15 protein-coding genes, 1 pseudogene and 1 riboswitch are annotated in these 18,187 nt (G+C 37.0%); of the genes and pseudogenes, 1 reads left to right on the forward strand and 15 read right to left on the reverse strand.

Features of this window, described 5'->3' with window-relative positions; genetic code table 11:
- Positions 1–171: 171 nt before the first annotated feature.
- From BN985_RS17800 to BN985_RS19530, 10 genes and pseudogenes are all read right to left on the reverse strand, one after another.
- The gene (locus tag BN985_RS17800) at positions 172–1,506 is read right to left on the reverse strand and encodes an NCS2 family permease (RefSeq protein ID WP_042225247.1); all 1,335 of its coding nucleotides are present in this window, start codon (positions 1,504–1,506) and stop codon (positions 172–174) included.
- Between the two features lie 119 nt (positions 1,507–1,625).
- A riboswitch (purine riboswitch) is annotated at positions 1,626–1,725 on the reverse strand.
- Between the two features lie 186 nt (positions 1,726–1,911).
- Complete coding sequence (locus tag BN985_RS17805; protein ID WP_042225249.1) at positions 1,912–2,763, reverse strand: metal ABC transporter permease; 852 nt, start codon at positions 2,761–2,763, stop codon at positions 1,912–1,914.
- A complete protein-coding gene (locus BN985_RS17810) occupies positions 2,709–3,416 on the reverse strand; it encodes a metal ABC transporter ATP-binding protein (protein ID WP_042225250.1) in 708 nt (235 codons plus the stop codon). The genes BN985_RS17805 and BN985_RS17810 overlap by 55 nt, the downstream gene beginning before the upstream one ends.
- 57 nt (positions 3,417–3,473) lie before the next feature.
- Positions 3,474–5,099, reverse strand: coding sequence for a metal ABC transporter solute-binding protein, Zn/Mn family (locus BN985_RS17815; protein ID WP_042225251.1), 1,626 nt, complete (start codon positions 5,097–5,099; stop codon positions 3,474–3,476).
- Between the two features lie 138 nt (positions 5,100–5,237).
- Positions 5,238–6,242, reverse strand: coding sequence for a metal-binding protein ZinT (locus BN985_RS17820; RefSeq protein ID WP_042225253.1), 1,005 nt, complete (start codon positions 6,240–6,242; stop codon positions 5,238–5,240).
- Positions 6,243–6,528: 286 nt separating this feature from the next.
- On the reverse strand, positions 6,529–7,356 hold the full coding sequence (locus BN985_RS17825; RefSeq protein ID WP_052360744.1) for a methyl-accepting chemotaxis protein: 828 nt from the start codon (positions 7,354–7,356) through the stop codon (positions 6,529–6,531).
- Between the two features lie 12 nt (positions 7,357–7,368).
- A pseudogene (locus BN985_RS19620) lies at positions 7,369–7,701 on the reverse strand (methyl-accepting chemotaxis protein); the annotation flags it as partial.
- 1,536 nt (positions 7,702–9,237) lie between these two features.
- Positions 9,238–10,479, reverse strand: coding sequence for an amidohydrolase (locus BN985_RS17840; RefSeq protein ID WP_042225342.1), 1,242 nt, complete (start codon positions 10,477–10,479; stop codon positions 9,238–9,240).
- Between the two features lie 25 nt (positions 10,480–10,504).
- On the reverse strand, positions 10,505–11,728 hold the full coding sequence (locus tag BN985_RS17845) for an amidohydrolase family protein (RefSeq protein ID WP_408634710.1): 1,224 nt from the start codon (positions 11,726–11,728) through the stop codon (positions 10,505–10,507).
- A gap of 86 nt (positions 11,729–11,814) precedes the next feature.
- Positions 11,815–11,946 (reverse strand): hypothetical protein, encoded by a 132-nt coding sequence (locus tag BN985_RS19530; protein WP_269635373.1) that lies wholly within the window; start codon positions 11,944–11,946, stop codon positions 11,815–11,817.
- A gap of 326 nt (positions 11,947–12,272) precedes the next feature.
- On the opposite strand from BN985_RS19530, the gene BN985_RS17855 reads away from it, so the two are divergent.
- A complete protein-coding gene (locus BN985_RS17855) occupies positions 12,273–13,178 on the forward strand; it encodes a LysR family transcriptional regulator (protein ID WP_042225259.1) in 906 nt (301 codons plus the stop codon).
- Positions 13,179–14,230: 1,052 nt separating this feature from the next.
- Here BN985_RS17855 and BN985_RS17860 read toward each other — a convergent pair.
- The 5 genes from BN985_RS17860 to BN985_RS17875 all read right to left on the reverse strand — a co-directional run bounded on the left by BN985_RS17860 (position 14,231) and on the right by BN985_RS17875 (position 18,160).
- Positions 14,231–14,674, reverse strand: coding sequence for a hypothetical protein (locus BN985_RS17860; RefSeq protein ID WP_042225261.1), 444 nt, complete (start codon positions 14,672–14,674; stop codon positions 14,231–14,233).
- Positions 14,675–14,780: 106 nt separating this feature from the next.
- The gene (locus BN985_RS19625) at positions 14,781–14,933 is read right to left on the reverse strand and encodes a tyrosine-type recombinase/integrase (RefSeq protein WP_156960165.1); all 153 of its coding nucleotides are present in this window, start codon (positions 14,931–14,933) and stop codon (positions 14,781–14,783) included.
- A 334-nt stretch (positions 14,934–15,267) separates the two neighbouring features.
- Positions 15,268–15,900 carry a restriction endonuclease subunit S gene (locus tag BN985_RS17865; protein ID WP_052360745.1) on the reverse strand — a complete coding sequence of 211 codons (633 nt, stop codon included), beginning with the start codon at positions 15,898–15,900 and terminating at the stop codon, positions 15,268–15,270.
- Between the two features lie 66 nt (positions 15,901–15,966).
- Complete coding sequence (locus BN985_RS17870) at positions 15,967–16,347, reverse strand: restriction endonuclease subunit S (RefSeq protein WP_052360746.1); 381 nt, start codon at positions 16,345–16,347, stop codon at positions 15,967–15,969.
- Positions 16,337–18,160, reverse strand: coding sequence for an HsdM family class I SAM-dependent methyltransferase (locus BN985_RS17875; RefSeq protein WP_042225263.1), 1,824 nt, complete (start codon positions 18,158–18,160; stop codon positions 16,337–16,339). The genes BN985_RS17870 and BN985_RS17875 overlap by 11 nt, the downstream gene beginning before the upstream one ends.
- Between the last annotated feature and the right edge of the window lie 27 nt (positions 18,161–18,187).

An 18,187-nucleotide genomic window follows, 5' to 3' on the forward strand; every position in this document is an offset into this window, starting at 1 on the left:
TGGAAAACCCGCGTTCGCTAGTCTTTTAGCGAATGTGGGTTTTTCTTACACGTGAAACTTCAAGATTTTAACTACGTCTCCTTTGTTTCCTGGTTAAAATTCTATATTCCTATCGTACAAAAAAAGTCCACAATCACTCAATTAAGTGAATGTGGACTTTTTTTCCAATTACTAGCTTAAGAAAATAAAGTACAGGACAAAGATAATAAATAGGAAATACATTATTGGGTGTATTTCTTTATACCGTCCTTTTAACAGCATCGTGATTGGATAGAAGATAAATCCAATTGCAATCCCTGTTGCGATACTGTACGTTAATGGCATTGTCACAACCGTTAAGAATGCTGGTACAGCAATTTCAAATTGATCCCACTCAATATCTTTTAATGCAGCTGCCATCAATACACCAACAATAATTAAAGCAGGTGCGGTTACCTCTGACGTTACAACACTTAATAGAGGAGAAAAGAACAATGCCAATAGGAAAAATCCAGCGGCTACGATAGCGGTAAATCCAGAGCGACCACCAGCACCTACTCCAGCAGTAGATTCTACATAGGAAGTAGTCGTTGAAGTACCTAATGATGCTCCGACTACAGTAGCTGCAGAATCCGCAAACAATGCTTTGCCCGCACGAGGAAGTTTATTATCTTTCATCAAACCAGCCTGTGTGGCTACAGCAACGAGCGTTCCTGCTGTATCAAAGAAATCAACAAATAGAAATGTTAAAATGACGACAAGCATTTCGATCGTAAAAATGTCACCAAAGTGGGCAAAAGCCTGTCCAAAGGTAGGTGCAAGACTTGGTACTTCCCCAACGATGCCACCTAATCCCTGAGGTGGGGAAATTAAACCGACAACCATTCCCGCAATTGCGGTAATAACCATCCCATAAAAAATACCGCCTTTGAATCCTAGTGCTAATAAAATAACAGATATAATAATACCAAAAACAGCAAGCATTACAGTTGGAGAAGTCAGATCACCTAGGGCTAACAAGGTAGCATCATCCCCGACAATGATGTTGGCATTTTGGAACCCAACAAATGCAATGAACAAACCGATTCCTGCTCCGACAGCCAATTTTAAATTAGCAGGGATAGCGTTAATAATTTTTTCTCTTATTCCAGTCAAAGTTAATATAATAAATATAATTCCTGAAGCTAGCACTCCTGAAAGAGCTGTTTCCCATGGGATTCCGTACCCTAATACTACCGTATAGGCAAAGAATGCGTTGAGACCCATCCCTGGTGCTAAAGCGATCGGATATCTCGCTATCAGACCCATAAACAATGTACCTACCGCAGCTGCAATAGCGGTCGCTGCAAAAATAGCGCCTTGATCCATTCTTGTTACCCCATCTGGTAACTGCTCTACCCCTTCTAAAGATAAGGTCGATGGATTTACAAATAAGATATAAGCCATAGCCAAGAAAGTTGTTAACCCAGCCATAAATTCTGTTCTGTAATTTGTTCCTAATTCTTCAAAGCGAAAATACTTTTTCACGCCTTTTCCTCCTCTTTCCCTTATTCATATTTACAAATAGAAAAACGCACATGATCCATGATCAAGCGCGTTTCTACTAGCAGAAAAGACGTATAAAAATACGAGTCACCTCGCAAAAGATAACGAATGCTTTCCTGCGTAGTCAGATCATTTACGGCGATCTGTAGAAACTTTGGGCCATATTCCCGAAATTATACGCATGTCTATTAAATTCAATTTTTATCATACTAGGTCATTTGCTCTAAGTCAACCAAAAGCGAACAATAACTTTAATTAAAAGTCTATTGTTCGCTTTCGCACTCTTATTTTACGTGCCACTCTACCTTTACAGTGTCAGCTCAACTAATGTGATGACCTCTTTTTCATCTTCCACTCAAATGGGAGGACCTACTTTCAGAAAGCTAATTAATCAACGCTCATATCGGTACTTTTAAATAACTTCTCTCTTTTTATGTAGTGGAGAATTTTCTTCATAAATATTGTAATAACAAAAACGATAAGTAAGATTAATGTAATAGAAGCTCCTGGAGGTGTACCTATTTTATAAGAAACGACTAGACCACTAAACATTCCTATTAAAGCAAGCACTATCCCAATTAAAATCACACCGTTAAAACGATTACTTAAGCGCATCGAGATAGCTGCAGGTAGAACAATAATTGCTGAAACCAGTAAAGCTCCCACGATAGGCATAGTCACCGCAATCGTGATCCCTGTTAATATATTAAACAAAACAGACATCGTTTTAATTGGTAAACCGGCTGTAAAGGCTGTTTCTTCATCAAATGTTAAGATATACAATGGTTTTCGAAAAATTAAATATAAGAGACCAATAATAATCGTTAGGATTAATAACATCCATACTTGCTGTTCACTAATGGTGACAATGGAGCCAAATAAAAATTGATTCATACTTAACGTTGCCCCGCCGTCATTTAGTCCCATTAGAACTAATGCCAGGGCCATCCCGGCCGACATTAGGATGGCTATAGAAATTTCCGAATACGTACGATACACTACACGCAAATATTCTAACACTATGGCAATCACCGACACCACTAAAATATTGGTAAACGTCGGATTGACACCAATTAACAAGCCTAGTGCCACACCTGCTAAGGAGACATGTGATAAGGTATCTGCCATCAAAGACTGTCTACGTAAAATTAAAAACAACCCTAATATAGGTGCAATTAATGATATTAGGAAAGAGGCTTGGAAAGCTCTTTGCATGAATCCATGGAAAAACATCTCCAAGGTGAGTCCTCCTTCCTCACTAGCTCAATATGTTTGTCAGCATAATGTCGAATCTCTTCATGGTCGTGGGTAACCATTAAAATTCCCTTCCCATGCTCACTACTATTGTGCTTTAATAATTTATAAAATTCTTCACGGGAATTTGTATCCATCCCTGTTGTAGGTTCATCCAATACGAATAAATCAGGGTCTGTTGCAAACACACGTGCAAGGGAAATCCTTTGCTTTTGTCCACCAGATAACTCCCCTATTTTTTTATGACGCATCTCCCACATTCCTACTGATTCAAGGGAGCGTCGAACATGCTCCCTGTCATCTTTATCTAGTTTTTTAAACCATTTACCTCTTTGATAACGGCCGGATTGCACGAGTTCCAGTACTGTGCTCGGGAATCCAGCGTTAAAGGATGCAACTTGCTGGGAGACATATCCGATCACTAGTCTTTCCCCAAGACGATTTATTGGGGAAAGCTGGACACTTCCTTTGGTTGGTTTAAGTAAGCCTAGAATATTGCGCAGTAGAGTTGTTTTTGCTGCGCCATTCTCTCCCGTTAACATCACAAAATCTGACGCACCCACTTCAAATGAAATATTCTCTAAAATTCGTTCTTCTTCATACTGAAAGGCAAGATTTTTCACTTCAATATAATGCACTATTAAGCGACCCTTCTTTACATATTTTCTTTCTCTTACAATGAGATTAATTTTTCGTTATTTAATACTTAACTGTAAAGCTTTTAAGTTCTGACGCATTGCCTCCACATACCCTAAGTCTTCATCTTGTAATTCCTGAGACAATACTTCTAAGTCATATAAAGCTGCAGTCTTTGTTCCTGTTTCAGTAGCGACAGTTTCTGCGATTGCTGAATTCGCTCCCTGTTGATAATAAATTACTGGGACATTATGTTCCTCTACCAGGTCTGCAATCTCACCAATTCGCGACGGACTTGGTTCTACTTCTGTCGATAATCCACCAATCGCGATTTGCTCTAAATTATATCGTTGTGCAAGGTATCCAAATGCTTGGTGTTGCACTACAAAGGCACGATGTTCTGCATCTTTAAGAACATCCTGATATTCCATATCTAACGTTTTAAGCTCTTCATTAAAGGCTTCTGCATTTTCTTCATAAATTTCTTTTCCATCTGGATCTGCTTCAATTAATACATCACGAATAATATTAACCTGCTCTTGTGCCAATACTGGGTCTAACCAAATATGTGGATCATGGGACTCATGATCATCAATAACAATGGACACTGGCTCCGATTCTGCATACGTATTATGATCGTCATCAAAAAGGGTGGCTCGGACTTCAAAGCTTTCCCCAGTTGTTTTATACTCAAAATGACTCGTTCCTTGATCAGATAATGCTTCCCATTCCTGTCCTTCTTTTTCACGTATATACCAATGCCAATGATCAAATTCGACATCTTCAGGAAGCTCTGCTTCAAGTGTCACAACATCTCCTGTATGATAGTGATCCGCTAGTCCAACAATGTCTATTGATCTATCACTTTCATGTTCATTATCATGACTGGACTCTTCACTATCAGCTTGATCGTGATCATGTGCGTCTTCTTCTCCATGGCCATGGCTATGATCGTGTTCATCTTCGTCCTCTCCGTGATGATGACCATTATGATCATCAATAACAATTTCCATTGATTCTGATGCTGCATATTCATTATGAGAGTCATCAAAAAGAACTGCTCGCAGCTCAAAACTTTCTCCCGAAGCCTCATATTCGAATTCAGCTCCCCCCTGGTTCGGAACAGTCTCCCATTCCGCATCAGCACTTTCCTTTCTATACCAGTGCCAGTGATCATATTCTACGTCCTCATCAAGTTCAGCTGTTAATTTGATCATGTCACCAGTATGATAATGGTCCGCAACACCTTGAATGGTTATATTTCCATTAGCTTCTTGATTTTGCTCACCCGCGTGAGCATGACCTGAACTTTCCGTATCAACTAAATCCACACCATCAGCTGTACGAGCGATCACAAGGTTATCATTTTCTACTGTGTTTAATAAACTTTCCACCCAATGTTCCATTTCTTCGCTGCTATATACAAAAACATCTGCTTTATTAACACCTGCTACGTCTTGTGCACTTGGTTCATAATGGTGGGCATCTTCTCCACCAGAGACCATTAGTGATACCTCTGCCCGGTCCCCTGCTACTTGTTGAGTAAATTCATACATTGGATAAAACGATGTTACAACAGATAACTCACCATTCGTAGTGCTTACATCTTCAGTTTGATTACACCCCAAAAGAGTGACACTCAATATTAAACTCAATAAAACGGTGACTAGCCAATTTCTCTTCATTATTTCATTCTCCTAATATCGCTTTATGCGTAATCATTACGATTTATAAGTTAAAAAAAATACCTTCTTCTTTAATTTCAGTTGTTTGCTAAACCTTCAATTAGAGGCTTTCTGAACAATATCACACCAATCAAATAATTAATGTGCTAGCATTTCACGAACAATCCCATCCTTATCTAAGTCAGAAGGATAATACGTTGGCCAATTTGTAACTTCCTCTAGAAGTGCTTCACGATCATCTCCCCAATATAAATGAAAATGGTGTGAATCGACTGGGAATATATCATGGTCACTAAATTGAATGTACTGTGGCATTTCATTTGACCCCTCAACTAATTCAAATATAAATCGAACACCTCTATTACCTGCTTCATAGGTGAGAATTTCGTAACCATCCGATTTGTACTCCCCGGAATATTCATCCCCATTTTCAAAAAATGTAACGTGGCCATCCTCGATAATGATTCGCTCCACATCGGTTTCATATCCAATGGTGTAGTACTCTTTATATTCTTCTTGGGTCATATCCCCATCTTCTGCTTTATGCGCAAACACTTCATCTAAATCTCCAGATAAAAGATATGGGTAAACTGATTGCCAATCTCCTTCCCAATCAGACAATTCACGATCTTCTACTTGACTATCTTCAAAGTAACCTTTATATATTTGTTGACTTTCTTCATCATGCCCATGATGATCATCAATGACAACTTCAATTGGCGCTGATTGAACACTAGGTTCGTGGTCATCGTTGAATAAAACAGCTTTAATTTCTAAACCATCTATTGTTGCTTCACCTGTAAATTTTTCCGTCTCTTGCCCTGAAATAACTTCCCATTCCTCATCTTCGCTTTCTCTACTATACCAGTGCCAGTGATCCAAGTCCGAAGCTTCTTCCAATACTGCAGTTAGCTCCATCGTATCTCCCGTATGGTAGTGGTCAGCAACTCCTTCGATTTCGATACCTACTGGCGCTTCCAAATTTTCTTCTTCATCTTCCTCATGATCATGTTTCTCATCTGTATGTACTTCTTGTTCTTCTTCCTGAGTTGCATCCACTACCTCATCTTCCGTACCTTGACATGCTGTTAAATAGATACTAATAAACAATAAGATTGATAAACTAGTAAGTAATTTTTTCATTTTTCCTCTCCCATTCTCTTTTTAATCGTAATGATTACGTTTTGAATAGTATCACTTACTTATCTACTCTGTCAAGAACTTAATGTATTAATCTTTTTACAATTCAAATTTTCTAATAGCGCACATTCAAATAACAATTAAACCTCTATATCAGTCGAGCAACTTAAAATTTCAGGGAAACTGCTGGCATAAAAACTAAAAAAGATTCCAGTTATCATTTTTGATAACTGGAATCTTATACTTTTTCTCACTAAGTTATTTATTTCTAGATAACCTGGAAAAACATCTATTGCATAACTTCTTTCACATACTGTGTTATTTCTTCACTTTGCTTATCAAGTCTGCTAATATCTTCGGTGAACTCTGTCATCACAGTGGACTGCTCATCCGTAGAAATGGATATCTCTTCAATACTGTGTTTTAGGTTACTAATACTGGCTTGGATTTCTGATAAAGATTTCCCTATTGTACCGACTGCCTCTTTCGTACCATCTGAAAGCTTGCGTATCTCATCTGCTACTACACCGAAACCAAGACCTGCTTCTCCGGAGCGAGCAGCTTCAATAGATGCATTTAAACCTAACAGATTGGTCTCCGCTGAAATACCTTCAATTAATTGAACAACTTTACTGATTTCCTCCGAATTAGCTGTAGCAATAGAGGCTTGATCGTTAATATCGGTGCTTGTTGCGGACAACTTTTCAGCCTGTCCAGCTACATGTTCTACTTTCCCTTGCAGACTGTTAATGATCCCGCGCAACTCCAGTAGCTCATTTCCTACTTCTTCCTCTTCTTGAAGCGTCGTGCTAATCATTAATGCTCCGACAATTTCACCATGTTCATCTGTTAGTGGAGAGGATGAGCTTTGTATAGCGACACCAACATATTCTTTTGGAATATGTTCATTTGTTTTTTCTCCTGCTATTGCCTTTATAAGCGCCTGATTTTCTTCTTTCATGGCAAAATCTCCGACCTTAACCCCTATGTCATAGCTTTTAGAAGGAGAAAAATAAACGTAATTTTCTTTATCTGTTACTGCAATAATCGTATTTTCTCCAAGTATTTCCTTTAATAAAGGAGCAATAGTTACCATCGCTTTAAGTGTTGGATGCATGTGTTTCTCTCCTTAATTTTGTTTTGTAATCTTCTTCATTGAGCTCACGATCTTTTTACTCTTATTATCAAGATTTTGAATATCATCCATGAACTCCACCATAATTTTAGACTGTTCTTCTGATGATGCAGATACCTCGTTAATGCTTAAGGTAAGATTCTCAATACTAGTACGAATCTCACTTAAAGATTTGCCAATCGTTTTGACAGCTCCTTTTGTATTATCAGATAGCTTACGAATTTCATCAGCTACCACTCCGAATCCTTTTCCTGCTTCTCCTGACCGCGCCGCTTCAATCGCGGCATTTAAACCAAGCAGGTTTGTCTGATTGGAAATTTGCTCAATCAGCTGAACCACTTCACCTATATGTTTTGAATTATCATTAGCTTTGGTCGCCTGTTCACTAATATCACTACTTGTAGCTGATAATTCTTCTGCTTGTGCTGCAACGTTTTGGACTTTTCCTTGAAGACTGTCGATTACCTGACTAATTTTCTCTATTTCTTTATCGAGATGTACTTGATGCTCTAATGTCCGACTCATGGATAGTAATCCAACGATCTCTCCATTATCCTCTTTGATTGGCAGGATATCCGTCACAACAGGAACCCCAAAAATTGCTGGATCCATCGTAGCACTACTTACTTTTTCTCCCTTTATAGCACGAGCGTATTCTTCAATATCAGGAATTGCGGGCGTTCCAACTGCTACATCAAGTTTAATTACAGTAGATGGTTCAAAGTAAACAAATTTCTCTGTATCTATGATTCCCATTGCGGCGGTAGGACCTAGGGTCTCTTTAATTATAGGGGCAATATTAACGACTGCCTGTAAACTGCTGTTCATAGTCAAACTCCTTTATTTTTTGCTACCCTATATATCGGATGTCTTTTGAAAAAAATGAAGGAAATTGTCGAATTTTGGCAGTAAGTTTACTTTTTCTATACAAAAGGTGGAGGATTTAGAATTTAAACCACACAAAGGCCCCCTTTTTTCAAACAAGTAGACGAGACACTAAACCTTGCTCGTTGGTTTCAGTATTAGAATTAATCCTCCCATTCATCTGCATGTTCCTCCTAAAATCACTTTAACCGTTCAAAAGAGCATGTGCGTCTTACGGAACTGTACTGCGTGGAATATCGAAAAGTTGACCAATTTCACATTAGTCATGTTAAAAAAGTAGTATAGTAGGACAGTGATACTAGTTGTAATTATTAATGACTTCCTTTTTCAACACTCTCTTGCAAAAAGCATTAAATGCACAACGCACCTGCCACTCGGTATGACTTGGTTCTATCATGCATTTCCTCTCCCTTGGCAAATGCAAAAGTGGGCGATGATTTCCCCTTTCATAATCCTCAACAAGATTTTTTATAAAATGCCAAAGATAGAAGTGATTTTTGTAAAGAAGTTTTGCAAGGTAGAAAAAATCCCAACTAAACATAAGCCAGTTGGGCATGAAATTTGATATATTTGATTAACTATTGTGTACTGATAAATTACAGCCATAATAAACCCATAACACTTCAAAATTTTTCTTGACATGAAGAGTGACATCTAGCTAGAGGGGAAATAAATAAACACAGCGGTATCCTCCTTTATACCGCCGTGTCCTTAAAAAAGGAAAACGGCGGTTTTGAATTTTGTTATTTTCAAACCCGCCGCTTGTATCTTAGTTGTATATAGTTTTACCTCCAACAAACAACGGTTTTAGGTTGTATTAGTGCGTGAAGAAATATATGCAGTATGTTCAAAAATTCTGATCCCATTTTACCTTAATATTGTACGTTGTAGTTGTAAGCCCCTTTCTTTAATCGAATGGGCAAATATTAATTTATTTTCTTGCTCCATATTTTAATCATTTATCATTTCCTATATCTTCTAAAGACCTTGCCTACTATTTTCAATCGAACCTGAAACAATTTCTCCTTTGTACATCGTAAGTACTCGTCTCGATCTCCTCGCGATTGCTTCCGCAGAACAAGTGGCGTCAACTAGTATAATGCTTGCATCGTCTCCAATATTTGGCCAAGCTTGTTCACCTTGATGATTAAGCGGTGTTTTGCCATCGGTAATAAAAGATAGCGTTTGCGCTAATGATCGTTCATCTACCCATCCAGAAACTTCTGCTAAACGACTAGCACGTTCTAAAACATCTCCATTTCCAAATGGTGACCAAACATCAAAGATATTATCACATCCAACGGCAACCGATGTGCCTTTTTCGCGTAATAGCCCAACTGGTGGAAACTGTCGATTAATCGGCACACTGGTAATAATGGTAATTCCTGCATCAGCCAATAATTCAGCGATTTCATCTGCTTGAGAAAGTAAGATATCCCCGAGTCCAAATGCGTGGCTAATCGCCACCTTACCTTGCAGACCGGCTTCTTTTGTTAACTGAGCCAATCTTTTCATCGTGAAAACTCCCAGATGATCTGAATCATGTAAATGTAAGTCGATTCCCGCATTTCCTTCAACAGCAAGTTCCACCATCTGTTGCAAAGAGGCTTCGATGTCGCCATCTACAGTAGCCGGATCAACACCTCCCACATAGTTTGCCCCTTGACGGAGGGCTTCACTGACTAAATTCTTAGCATTCGAGCGTAATAAACCGTGTTGAGGAAATGCAACAATTTCATAAGATAATTTACCTTCAAATGTTTGCAAAGCTTTTTTAACCTCTTCCAAATTCTTTAACCCAACCTCCGGATAAATGTCTACATGAGTTCGTACATGTGTCACACCGTATGTCAAATAATTATTAAGTAACTTTTCCGCACGTTCCTGTGTCGTTGTTTCCAAAGAAGGGAGGATTTTCTTCTCAATTTCAAAGCGTTCAAAGATACTATTAACAGGCGTTACTGCACGCCAGCGATCATCAAGTAATGTCTTATCCAAATGACAATGTTTTTCAATGATGGACGGAAGCATCAGCAACCCCTTTACATCTTTTTTTGGCAGATCATCTGTGATTGGTTCAGAGGCAGGTATGATTTTCGAAATCTTCCCGCCATCAATCAATAGATGAAAACGTTCAGTATTTGTACCTATTACAACACCATTATTATTTTGATACCCGGTTTCTAATGTCGTATTTGTTAACCAAAAGGCAGTACTCATATGATCAGTCCTTTCTATGTTTAATTTACAATGTTCCAACAACTAAATTTCCCTTAAAGAAAACAGCCATTCTACTTGCACTCCTTGCTACAGCTTCCGACGAACAGCTCGCATCAACAAAAACGAAATCTGCATCGTCTCCTACATGTGGCCAAATCCATTGACCAGCCGCATTTAAAGTTGTGACACCACCTGTAATATAACGTAAGGTTTGTCCAAGTGAAAATTCATCACTTAGCCTAAAACGTTCCGCTAATATCCCCACTTTTTCCAAACTGTCGCCTTTTCCAAATGGTGACCAGTGATCCGTGATGCTATCATCACCAAGGGATACCTCAACCCCTTTTTTCTGTAAGAGAGGAATCGGGATCGTCTTTCCAATGGGAACCGATGAAGTAATGGAAATACCTTGATGAACAAGCATCTCTGCAACCTCATTTGCTTCCTCAAGTGAGATGTCAGCGAGTGCTAATGCATGGCTAATGGTCACTCTTCCTTGCCACCCTGCTTCCTCAGTCAAAGCTGCTAATCGTTTAAACGTAAAAATTCCAAGATGTCCTGGATCATGTATATGAAGATCAATATTTGCATTAGCTTCTACAGCTAATTCCATTACCGTTTGTAATGATTTTTCAATATTCCCGTCAATGGTTGCAGGATCAACCCCCCCCACTAAGGAAGCGCCGTTTTGCAGTGCCTCCCTAACAAGTGAAACAGACTGACTTCGTAATAATCCATGCTGAGGAAAAGCGACAATTTCGACAGAAGCCTTTCCTTTATATGCTTCCACCGCTTGTAAAGTTGCCTCCAGATTTTTTAATCCGATAACAGGATCAACATTGCAATGTGTACGAATGTGCGTTGAACCCGCACGCAACAACAAATCAAGTAAATTTTTTGCTCTTTCTTCGGCAACAGTCAGCTGGCGTGGGAGTAATTTTTCCTCTTCTTTCAACCGTGTGATAATACCTTTGGATGGAATCGTTGGCGCTTTCCAAGGGCCACTATAGTATGTTTTATCAAGATGAATGTGCATATCCCTAAATGATGGGAGCATTAAATAATTATTTGCATCCTGCTTAGGTAAATCCGTTATTAAAAGTTTATCGGCGGGGACAATTTCCTTTATCGTTCTATCTTCAATCCGCACATGAAATTGTTCTGTTTTTGTTCCGGCTACTGACCCATTTTCATATTGGTAACCCGTTTCTAATCTAACATTGGTTAACCAATAAGTTTTATCTGCCATGTCCATTTCCTCCTAAAACTATGATTTTTCAACGTATTATTATGTCAATCATTTAATTCATTCCAGCGTTGGTACACCTTAATACTTTATTCATCTGGTTGTTGAACCATAGGCAATCGGCGGCCTTTAATCGGCTTACAGTATTCATCATAGAATGTTTCAAGTTCAAAGTATTTGCGATCCACAGTGTCTGTCTTATGAGTATGGGTCGCTGCCATTACAGCTGTCTTCCCGTATCCATTCGTTGATTGATATCTGCTCCATTTTTAAGGGAATTCAGAACTTTTTTAGTGTCACCACGTTCTGCTGAGTCGATTAATTGTTGATTCATTGTGTTTCCTTCCTTCTTTCCCAAGATTCAGGAGTTGTTTGACATGCGGTAAGCGAAAAAACAAACAGCAGAAATTAAAAACAATCGCCACACCTTCATAGCTTCTTTTCTCATCTTTATAAATATGTTATCATGAGGGTTTATATATGGAAAATATTAAAAAAGTAAATTTCACTTAGGTTTTTCATATACTTAGAAAGGAGGGTTTTTTCGATGGATATAAAACAGCTACGATACTTTATAGCAATTGTTGAAGAAAGGAAAATTTCTGCCGCTGCCAAACGTCTTCATATTTCCCAACCGCCATTAAGTCAACAGCTGAAATCAATGGAAGAGGAACTTGGCTCCAAGTTAGTAGAAAGAAGTGGGAAATACTTTGAAGTAACTGAGGCGGGAAAAACGTTATATAAATATGCCTTGCAGATGACGCAATTAATGGAAGAAACCAAAGTAGAGGTAAAAGAAGTAGGGGCTGGCGTAAGCGGAACACTGATGATCGGTGTTAACACCTTTTCTGTCACTAACCTTTCTAAAATCATCCAACAATTTCAAGAAAAATACCCTAAAGTTACCTATAAAATTCAACAAAATGAATCATCGATTCTCTGCCGACTCGTGAGAGATAGAGCCGTAGAATTGGCATTTATACGATTACCACTTGAATTAGATGATTTTTCAGTCCTTCATCTCTATACAGAACCGTTTTATTTTATTACATCCAAAAAGCAGAAATCAATCAACCATGATGTTTCACTTGATGAAATTCAAAACTACCCACTCCTATTACCAAGTACAGAGGGATTAGGTGTTCATTATTTAATTTTAGAAGCTTTTTCCCGGTTTCAATTACATCCTCACATCATCGGTGAGTGTTCCGATATTACGCTTTTATTAGATTTAGTTTCGGCCAACTTTAGCGCATCTATTGTTCCAGAAACAGTACTTAAACAGCATAAAGAATATCCTATACATGCCCACAGAATCTCCGATACCAAGTTTTCTACCCCAATTGGTTTGATATGGCTAAAAAATCATAGCTTATCTAGGGCTGCTCAGAACTTTATCGAGTTTTTCAAGGAGGGAGGAATATCGAACCATAATACGGCTTTCCCAAAATAAACAATCTTATATTATCTTAGCGATTCTTTCAATATCCTCTTCTAATTCAAAACCAAAGATATCGAAGTTTTCAATCATTCTTTCCTTATGAACAACTTCAGAAACGCAATGCCCCCTCTTTGTGTCAACCATCGCAGAATAACCTGAGCAATGGATTTATTATACCTTTCGAATATTGCTACCTTTATGCTACAAAAATATAAGATCGTTACCATTACCGATGGAATCAAGTAAGACAGGAAATTGCAGAAAAAAATTAATTCATTTTAGAAATCAGTTAATTATATCCAATTCTATGTTAAAATAATATAAAAATCGTAATAACAATTTAATGGATATCTCCAATTTTGGATATTCTTTTAAGATCAATAATTTAAGTTCATAACTATAAAAAAATATAAGGATGGTTAGTGGTCATTAAATGATTTAAGTATTTATAATACGGATTATAAATACTTAGCTTCTTTATTGATAGCTAAAGTGTAAATAGTAACCTACCATATTTTTAGTGACCATTTGCTAGCATTATTACATAGAATATCGGCACCGATATACTTATAGAGGATATTAAAACAATTTATTGTATAAGTTTAATAATTATAGAGAGCAAATCAATTATTAAATTTGTATATTAATTGATCAAGGTCTTTTAAATATGTCTGCATTTTTGTAGATTTAGTATAAAGTTTGATCAAAACAGGTCCATTCCTTGTGAAGTATTATACATTTTTTTAAATGATTATTTTCTATCGTTTCTTTTCCGGAATTGTGCCAATTAATTAAAAAACTATTCCAACGATTTTATTTTATTAATCTACTCCTTTGTTTTGTATTATTTTCCCTAAGTTTCTATGTAATAATTCAGCTTCATAAGATTCTTTGAACATAACCAAGATTTTTTCTTGATTATCTATTTCATTTTCTAATCGTATAAGCAGTCTATTCTTAGATAAAAGCTTTTTATATTTTTCTTTAGAAATGTTTATAGCTAAGAAGACCCCTTTTTTATATTCATATCTGCTAACGAATTGATCTATTTTCTTAATGTCATCTTACATGCTCTTTTCATTTAAATTAGGATTCGCTTTGACTTCTATAATTAAGTTTTGATGAAAAACAGTGTTTGGTTCGTGAATGAGAAAGTCAGGAATATACCTTCCTTCTAATTTAGAAATACCCATTAAATCCTCTACTTCATCACTTATTTGTTTCTTTTGAAGCTCGGCTTGCAAAATCACTTTCTTATCTAAATCTCCCAGCCCTTTTTCTAAGACTTTTCGTAACTGATGGTAAAGCTCGTAGCAGAAGACCCGCTCATGGTGTTTACTGAGATGTGGGATTATTGTTTCCTCTAGTTGCTCTTTTGTAGGATACAGTTCAGCCCCATTAATCATCGATTGAATCGACTCTTTATTCCCGTAATATTCGTTTTTGACTTTACCTATAGCTCTTCTCAAAAATTTTATATAATCATTAACTTCCAGTTCCTTCCTCATATTCCACCCTCCCAAAGTCATCGGTTTGATTTACCTTCCTTTTCATCATTAATTTTAGACATAACTGTCGTCAATTTGCTATAGTTGGTCCAATTTATCTAACATTTCAGTCTTGGTTGGAATGCTCAACCTGATTTGCTACTTCATGTATACTCATCGCCTTATTAATAGCATTCGTACTAAACAAATGACGCAAAACGTGAGTTGAAATCTTTTTACCTACCTTTGAATATTTCTGAAATGCTGTATTTACAACGATTCATCAAGACGTCTTTTTTGATTAGTTGGAAATAAATTTACTACCTATCTCTTCTTTCTTTAAACCAGGATTGTAAATCAATCTTAACTTTCTTGTTATATAAACTATTCTTGATTTATCACCTTTTCTATCTCTTACTATTATTTCTCTTGTAACAAGGTGAACGTCATCTTACACTCCCCCTATAATCCATCCCTCCTAACACTCCTAGCCAGTAGGCTACCCTATAGTCAAACGCGCTATTTGTCAGCTAATGCTTCCCAGCTCTACGGCACATTCTGAACTTTCACCCTATAGATGTAGGTGCTGCCATTCGCAAAAAAGAAGCGAACCATTACAGTTCTGCTTCTTTTCCTGCTGTTATTTCAATTATCTTGTTTTCGACTCGCTTCATATATTGCTCCATAAACTCATAATCTGGATCATTTTTACTATTTACCGGAAGCATGATTTTTTCACGTTTAATTCGGGCATCGTTAATCTCACGATTAAACGAATACTTGCCAGATTGCTTTTCAATGCATACTGATAAAAAGAGATAATGATACTTATTAAATTGTGTGTTTTTAAGAACTGTAACATGATCAGATGCAATGAATATAGTGGGTTGGAAAAAGGAACTCCCAACGCTACCGCTATTTGCGAGAGTTAAAGCATTTTTAAACTTCCGAACTCCATTTTTATTTGAAATGAAATTATCGACTCCGTTATTTAACATACTGGAGGAAACGTATGGTATTAATCCTGTTTTCTGTCTTGCTTTTGTTAACCTTTTCCCTCGTTTAATAGTATCAAAGACTTGATTAAGATAAAATTCCTTCCAATCCAAGTCTCCTAAATCACGATTGTCAATAATAGGATTTAAGTCAAGGGATTTCCATTTATCTCTAACTTGAGCAATCCTGAAAACAGAATGTTGTTCCATAAGTTCCCAAGACGGGCTATCATTTTCATTTACAGGTAGCATAATTTTTGATCTTTTAATTCTTTTAGGTCTCCATTTATTTGCATATTTGAAGGGTGCTCCACTTTTTTATATTAAAGGGATTAAGAACATTGCAATCTCAAATGATAAAGGGTGATCCTTAAGATAAATAGGGGTAACATCATGACTACACGTGAAGGGGTGCTCTTGATAGTAAGCTTTTCCTACTGCAGTACCATTATTAACAATTGTAATGCAATTACCACGGAATATCCTTTTCCTTATATCCTTGGAGCTTTTATTTCCTACTTTATCGTAAGTATTTATAATATTTTCACTTACAAACCCGGTTACAGCATTATTAAATAAAGATGCTCCTAAAAAAGGTATTTCTCCCCCATCAAAAGGCGGTTTTTTATTATAATAGCCATCCCTTATTTCAAAAATATCGGTAAATAAAAACTCTTTCCATATTGTCTTATTCTTCATCTTCGGTTTCTCCTTCTTCGTCAAAAAGGTATCCCCGGTTATGTGCATTCATATTGAAAGAAAAAGTTAAGTAATCAGCTATAGCACTTTCAAATTCTTCTTCAGTCGGTATTTCATCATTAAAATAAAAAAAACTATGCAACCATTCATCTGTATCTTTAACGGTGGTTTTTACAATAAAAGAGGTTCCATCATCTTCAAAATTAACGAAAGATACCCTTTTCTTCTCTGGGTGTTTGATACCAGCTGTAAAAACAGCGATACATGGATTAACTCCTACCCCATGGAAGGTATCAGTATTTAAAGTAATAACTGTTTCTAATGTATGATTTTCTAAAATTTGTTTCTTTCTATCTTTGTCATGTCGATTTTTTCCAACCATTGTAGACTGAGGAATAATCGCGCACAGTTTTCCACCTACAACAAGCATATCCAATGCGTGTTGTATGAAACTTAGTTCTGATAAGTGCTGTGTTTGATCATTCTTAGCCTGAGAATATGGTGGATTCATTAGAATCTTGTTAATCTTGTGACCCTTCATAATACTACTATCAAAAGTTAAGCTATTATCTCTGATGAGGTTACTTTTTCCGTCACCTCGAAGTATCATGTTTGTTGTTGCGATAGTGAATAATTTTTGTTGGATCTCAATGCCATATAGACGGTTTTGTTTAATATCCTGTCGATCAACATCATTTTCAGCTTGTCTAAGCATACGGTTCATGGCACTGATTAGAAAAGCTCCAGTTCCACAGGCCGGATCCAAAACATAATCGGATTTATTTATCTCAATTAGTTCTGTCATTAAGGAGGTAATGTGTCTCGGTGTTAACACGATGCCTAAAGAGTTCCCATCATTGCCGCCATATTTTACAAGTTCACCATAGAAATTCCCTAGAATATCAAAATCTGTATTGCTCTTGATTTTGTCCATAATTTCAGCTTCGAGTGTCGTCGCAAAAAACTTGAGTGGGGTCATTTCAAGATTAGCGTTCACTGTGTTTAATGTCACATCTCTCTGTATGAAAGTGAACTGATCTAGCATTTCTCCTACCTTTGCATATGGAACGATTCCTGCATTTTCTAAGTATACTTTTACTGAGCCGAAGATAATTTCTCCGTCAGATCCTCCCACACGATTTGAACCAGTCAATTGTTTCAAGGAAAACGTTGGTTCTTCTAAAGCTAGCAAAATTGCCGAAACAACGGTTGCCTTCTTCTCACCTTCCAGTTGTCCATAATTTCGAAGGTCTTCATGCATGTCTGCCGCTATCTTATTTACTTCTCTTAGTTCCCGTTCCTCTCTTGGTAGCTCACCTAATACTGCAACCTTATAAAATTCGTCGACAATTTCTGGCGCCAAATCCTCAAGACTTTTCATGTCAGGAAGTTCTTTGATACCGTTCTCTGAAACAAAGTAGGGTTTTATTTGATAATGTACGTTATCGCCGCCAACTCCTATAGCTATGACCTCTTTATAAGAATTAGTTTTTTCTATGATATGTCTTGCATAGTGGATCGCTCCGTTAACGGCATAATCTCGTCTGAAGGGAAAGTCTGTATCGATTATTCCCTCGTCGTTTTTATATTCTAATTTATCTAAGGCAAGCTTGTCCTCCACGATAATTAAATAATCACCAGAGAAAAAAATAAATTCAGGCTTTCCAACACCTGCCTGTGTTTTTGATTTGCTCGCATTTTTTAATTCCTGTTTTATTTGAACATTTGATGATCCTTGTTCCTCATATGTAACACCGATACCTTCAATAAATCTTCTTACTAATTGATCTGTGCTAGTTTTTTCGTTCAACATCTATTTTCCATAAACAACTAATCTAAT

The organism is Oceanobacillus manasiensis, from assembly GCF_000724085.1.
Classification (GTDB): domain Bacteria; phylum Bacillota; class Bacilli; order Bacillales; family Amphibacillaceae; genus Oceanobacillus_B; species Oceanobacillus_B manasiensis.